The organism is Pseudoalteromonas sp. S3260 (assembly GCF_005886925.1).
Classification (GTDB): domain Bacteria; phylum Pseudomonadota; class Gammaproteobacteria; order Enterobacterales; family Alteromonadaceae; genus Pseudoalteromonas; species Pseudoalteromonas tetraodonis.
The window spans coordinates 1-369 of the sequence record NZ_PNCV01000265.1; the positions used below are offsets into that span (position 1 = coordinate 1).

1 protein-coding gene is annotated in these 369 nt (G+C 38.8%); it reads right to left on the reverse strand.

Annotated elements, in window-relative coordinates:
* Positions 1-300, reverse strand: a 300-nt coding sequence (locus CWC14_RS18415) for a hypothetical protein (protein WP_212746571.1), incomplete at its 3' end; no start/stop codon positions are given.
* Positions 301-369: the final 69 nt, after the last annotated feature.

The window sequence follows — 369 nt, forward strand, 5'->3', positions numbered from 1 at the left end:
TATTGCTAAAGTCCATATCAGCCAATTTAAAGCTAAATTGACACGGTCATTTTCTAGCCATAATGCTTTTACAGAGTTTAATGCACCATATACAAAAAGAACGACACTAAACATCCAGCCTAAAACTAAACAAGATACAGCAGGTTCAAACAAAATCAGGGCTAGACCGCTGGTTGGGTACGTAAAGTGTGTTGCCGTTATGTCAAACCCAGCAGCAAACATAAACCACGTTAGTCCAACAACGACTAGTGATATTCCTGCTAAACAGTACAAATAAAAAGAATCAACTTCCTTGCCCATCTTGCCTCTCCTGCAATACAACCAAACCCATAAATATTGAGTATGCTCTAGGTACTCAGCTAATGTAAC